Genomic DNA, 4,163 nt, shown 5'->3' with positions numbered 1-4,163 from the left:
ACTCGCCACGCAGCAGTCCTGGCTGAACGCGCTGGGCTAAGCCGCAGCCGCACGCCACCACGACGCCCCCGCACTCGCTGCGGGGGCGTCGTGTTGTGCACAGGGGGCGCGCATCACCCCCGGCGCGCGCGGGGCACGGGCACACTGGGATCATGCCCCACGATCCCCCGCACCGAGCCGTTCCCGGCTCCGCCCCCGGGTCCGATCCCTCGCGCTGGGCGGCCCTGCGCCTCGCCGGACTCGGCCACCGAGACGGCCCAGCGCAGCTGACCCCCCTCGGCGCCGCGTCCCTGGATGCCCGGGTCGCCGCGGTGCTCCGCGCGGCCCAGGCCACCGTGCCGGAGCGCGCCTCGCCGCGGGCGCTCGTCGTGTCCGGGCTGAGCGCCGCGTGGGCGCACGGGGCCCTCGCCGAACTCGCCGAGCCCGTGGAGGTCACGGTTGATCGGGCCCACCGCGTGCGGGTGCGGGCGCACCCCTCGCTCGTGTTCCCGGAGCGGCGATACCTCGACGGGGACGCGGTCCCGGTGCGGCACGGGGCCGTCACCGCCCCGCTGCGCACGGTCTTCGATCTCCTGCTGCGCCCCGACGACCGGCTGACGTGGGCTGACCGGGGCAGGGACGCCGCGGCGACGCTCCTGCTCGGCCAGGCGGACCCACGCGCGGCCGCTGCTCGGCTCGGCGCGCGGCTGGCCGAGCGGGCCCGCCAGCCCGGGAGCAGGCTCGCCCGGGAACGCTACGGGCAGCTCCTGGCCGCCTCCGGGCCGGACTCCCCCGCCCCGGAGGCACCCGGCACCCGGTGAGGCTGCCGAGACCGGTGAGGTACCGTGACCGCTTAGGCTCCCGTCACGCGGTAGACGTCGTAGACGGCGTCGATACGGCGCACCGCGTTCAAAACGCGGTCGAGATGGGTCGTGTCCCCCATCTCGAAGACGAAGCGGCTGATCGCCAGCCGCGCCGAGGAGGTGTGCACCGAGGCGGAGAGAATGTTCACGTGGTGCTCCGAGAGCACGCGCGTGACATCGGAGAGCAGGCCCGCGCGGTCCAGGGCCTCGACCTGGATCTGGACGAGGAAGACGCTCTTGGCGGTGGGGGCCCACTCGACCTCGACGATGCGCTCTGGCTGGTTCTTCAGGGCAAGGAAGTTCACGCACTCGGCCTGGTGCACCGAAATGCCCTGGCCCTTCGTCACGAAGCCCGCAATCTCATCGCCCGGCACAGGGGTGCAGCACTTCGCGAGCTTCACGAGCACGTCGCTGACGCCCTTGACCACGACCCCGGAGGAGGACGCGCCCGTGTGCTTCTGGCGTTGCGGCTGGCTGAGCAGGAGCGGGGTGGCCTCTTCCTCGGTGGCGTCTTCCTCGCGCACCTTCGACATGACCTTCTCGAGCACCGACTGGGTCGAGATGTGCCCCTCGCCGACCGCGGCGTAGAGCGCGTCGACGTCGGCGTAGCGCAGCTTCAGCGCGACCTGCTGGAAGGCTTCCTGGCCCATGAGCTTCTGCAGCGGCAGGTTCTGACGGCGCATGGCCCGGGAGATCGCGTCACGGCCCGATTCCACGGCCTCGTCGCGGCGCTCCTTGGTGAACCACTGCCGGATCTTGTTCCGGGCCCGGGTGCTCGTGACGAAGTTCAGCCAGTCTTTACTCGGGCCGGCGTCGGGGTTCTTCGAGGTAAAGACCTCGACCACATCGCCGTTGGCCAGGGGGGTCTCGAGGGGCACGAGGCGGCCGTTCACGCGCGCGCCCATCGTGCGGTGGCCCACCTCGGTGTGCACCGCGTAGGCAAAGTCGATCGGGGTGCCGCCGGAGGGCAGGCCGATGACGCGCCCCTTCGGGGTGAAGACGTACACTTCCTTCGCGCCGATCTCGAAGCGGAGCGCGTCGAGGAACTCGCTCGGGTCCTCGGTCTCGGCCTGCCAGTCGGAGATGTGCGCGAGCCAGGCCATGTCGGTCTGGGGGCGGCCGGAGGCTTGGGCGCTGCCCTGCTGCTTGTACTTCCAGTGCGCGGCGACGCCGTACTCGGCCCGCTGGTGCATCTCGTGGGTGCGAATCTGGATCTCGACCGCGCGCCCGTCCGGGCCGATCACGGTCGTGTGCAGGGACTGGTAGAGGTTGTACTTCGGGCTCGCAATGTAGTCCTTGAAGCGGCCAGGGATCGGGGTCCAGCGCGCGTGCACGGCCCCGAGCACCGCATAACAGTCCCGGATCGTGTTTACCAGCACGCGAATGCCGACGAGGTCGTAGATCTCGTCAAAGTCGCGGCCCCGGACGATCATCTTCTGATAGATCGAGTAGAGCTGCTTCGGGCGGCCCGTGACCTCGCCCCGGATCTTTGCCGTGCGCAGATCCTGCTCGATCGCGTCCGTGACCGCCTGCACGAGTTCCTCGCGCTGCGGGTTGCGCTGCCCCACCAGGTTTTCGATTTCCCCGTAGAGCTTCGGCTTGAGCACCGCGAAGGACAGGTCCTCCAGCTCGGTCTTGATCGACTGAATGCCGAGCCGGTGCGCGAGCGGGGCGAAGATCTCCAGGGTCTCGGTGGCCTTCCGCTTCGCGGAGGCCGAGGGGACGAAGCCCCAGGTGCGCGCGTTGTGCAAGCGGTCGGCGAGCTTGATGACGAGCACGCGGATGTCCTTGGACATCGCCACGATCATCTTGCGGACCGTCTCAGCCTGGGCGCTGTCGCCGTACTTGACCTTGTCCAGCTTGGTCACGCCGTCGACGAGCATCGCGACTTCCTCGCCGAAGTCCTCGGTGAGCGATTCGAGTGAGTACTCCGTGTCCTCGACCGTGTCGTGGAGGAGCGCGGCGGCGATCGTGGTGGCGTCCACGCCCAGGTCGGCGAGGATCTGCGCGACCGCGACCGGGTGCGTGATGTAAGGCTCACCGCTCCGGCGCTTCTGGCCCCGATGGGCGCGCTCCGCGGTGGTGTAGGCCCGCTCGATGATCGAGAGGTCCTGCTTCGGGTGATTCGTTCGAACGGTGCGGATCAGCTGATCGACCGCCCCGGGCGGTTGGCCCCGGGAGAACAGCTTCGGCACCAGCCGGAACAGGCCGGAACCGGAGGCAGGCGTCTGACTCGTAGTGATCTCGTTCATGACGCCTACCTCCGGTTTTGGCCCAGTCTACTCGCTTCCGGGAGCCTCGAGCGCACCCTCGCGGGCCGCCTCACGCTCGCGCGTGCGCAGCACCTTCTCGTCGTGCTTCTTGATCTCTGGCTCCCCCTCGCGGAGGTGGCTGTAGACGGGCGCCGCGATGAAGATCGTGGAGTACGCCCCGACCAGGATCCCGATGAACAGGGCCAGCGAGATGTCCCGCAGGGTTCCCGCTCCGAGGATGAAGGCACCGATGAAGAGAATCGAGGCCACCGGGAGCAGCGCGACCACGGAGGTGTTGATCGAGCGCACGAGGGTCTGGTTCACCGCGAGATTCACGGACTCCCCGAAGGTGCGTGCCTCGTTCAGCTCGCCGGGGGTCGTGTTCTCACGGATCTTGTCGAAGACCACGACCGTGTCGTAGAGCGAGTACCCGAGGATCGTCAGGAAGCCGATCATCGTGGCCGGGGTGATCTCGAAGCCGATGATGCCGTAGACGCCCGCGGTGATGATCAGGTCGTGGAACAGCGCCGTCATGGCCGCGAGCGACATCTTCCAGGTCCGGAAGTACAGCGCCATCACCACGGCCGCGAACAGCATGAACACGATCAGCGCAATCACCGCCTGCCGGGTGATGTCCTTGCCCCACGAGGCCCCAATGAAGGACGAGGTGACGTCCTCAACCTCCAGGTCGTAGGCGGAGGCGAGGGCCTCGCGCAGGTCGCGGCTGTCCGACTTCGACAGCTGCTCCGTCTGCACGCGGATCTCGTTCGTGCCGACCATCGAGATGCGGGGCACCGAGTCCGGGAGCACGCTGGCCACGGCTTCCTCAGCCGGGGCCTCCTCGCGCACCTCGGAGGTGTGCAGCTGGAACTGGCTGCCGCCCGAGAACTCGATGCCGAAGGTGAAGCCGCCCCGCAGGAGGGGGCCGAGGATCGAGATCAGGATCATCACGGCGGCGACGGTGTACCAGGTCTTGCGGCGGCCAACAATGTTGAACGAGCGCTTCCCGGTGTAGAGATCATTTCCGAAATCGGCGAGCGAGGCCACTATGCTTCCTTCCCGGACGATG

Annotated in this window: 3 protein-coding genes; 1 reads left to right on the top strand and 2 read right to left on the bottom strand. The window is 68.7% G+C overall.

Annotation, left to right across the window (positions count from 1 at the left end):
- Positions 1 to 152: 152 nt before the first annotated feature.
- On the top strand, positions 153 to 800 hold the full coding sequence (locus OOT08_RS16360; protein WP_325093887.1) for a hypothetical protein: 648 nt from the start codon (positions 153 to 155) through the stop codon (positions 798 to 800).
- A 32-nt stretch (positions 801 to 832) separates the two neighbouring features.
- Here OOT08_RS16360 and OOT08_RS16355 read toward each other — a convergent pair whose 3' ends face one another.
- The gene (locus OOT08_RS16355) at positions 833 to 3,094 is read right to left on the bottom strand and encodes a RelA/SpoT family protein (protein ID WP_325093885.1); all 2,262 of its coding nucleotides are present in this window, start codon (positions 3,092 to 3,094) and stop codon (positions 833 to 835) included.
- 27 nt (positions 3,095 to 3,121) lie between these two features.
- Positions 3,122 to 4,141 carry a protein translocase subunit SecF gene (gene secF, locus OOT08_RS16350; RefSeq protein WP_325094020.1) on the bottom strand — a complete coding sequence of 340 codons (1,020 nt, stop codon included), beginning with the start codon at positions 4,139 to 4,141 and terminating at the stop codon, positions 3,122 to 3,124.
- Positions 4,142 to 4,163: the final 22 nt, after the last annotated feature.

Origin of the sequence: Leucobacter sp. M11 (genome assembly GCF_035726885.1) — a bacterium.
GTDB lineage: Bacteria > Actinomycetota > Actinomycetes > Actinomycetales > Microbacteriaceae > JAPFRB01.
The sequence above is the reverse complement of the archived record's forward strand: the minus strand, read 5'-3'. Positions and strand labels throughout refer to the sequence as shown.

Coding starts and splice junctions, on each gene's coding strand:
- OOT08_RS16360 (WP_325093887.1), top strand. CDS start 153: ATGCCCCACGATCCCCCGCACCGAGCCGTTCCCGGCTCCGCCCCCGGG.
- OOT08_RS16355 (WP_325093885.1), bottom strand. CDS start 3,094: ATGAACGAGATCACTACGAGTCAGACGCCTGCCTCCGGTTCCGGCCTG.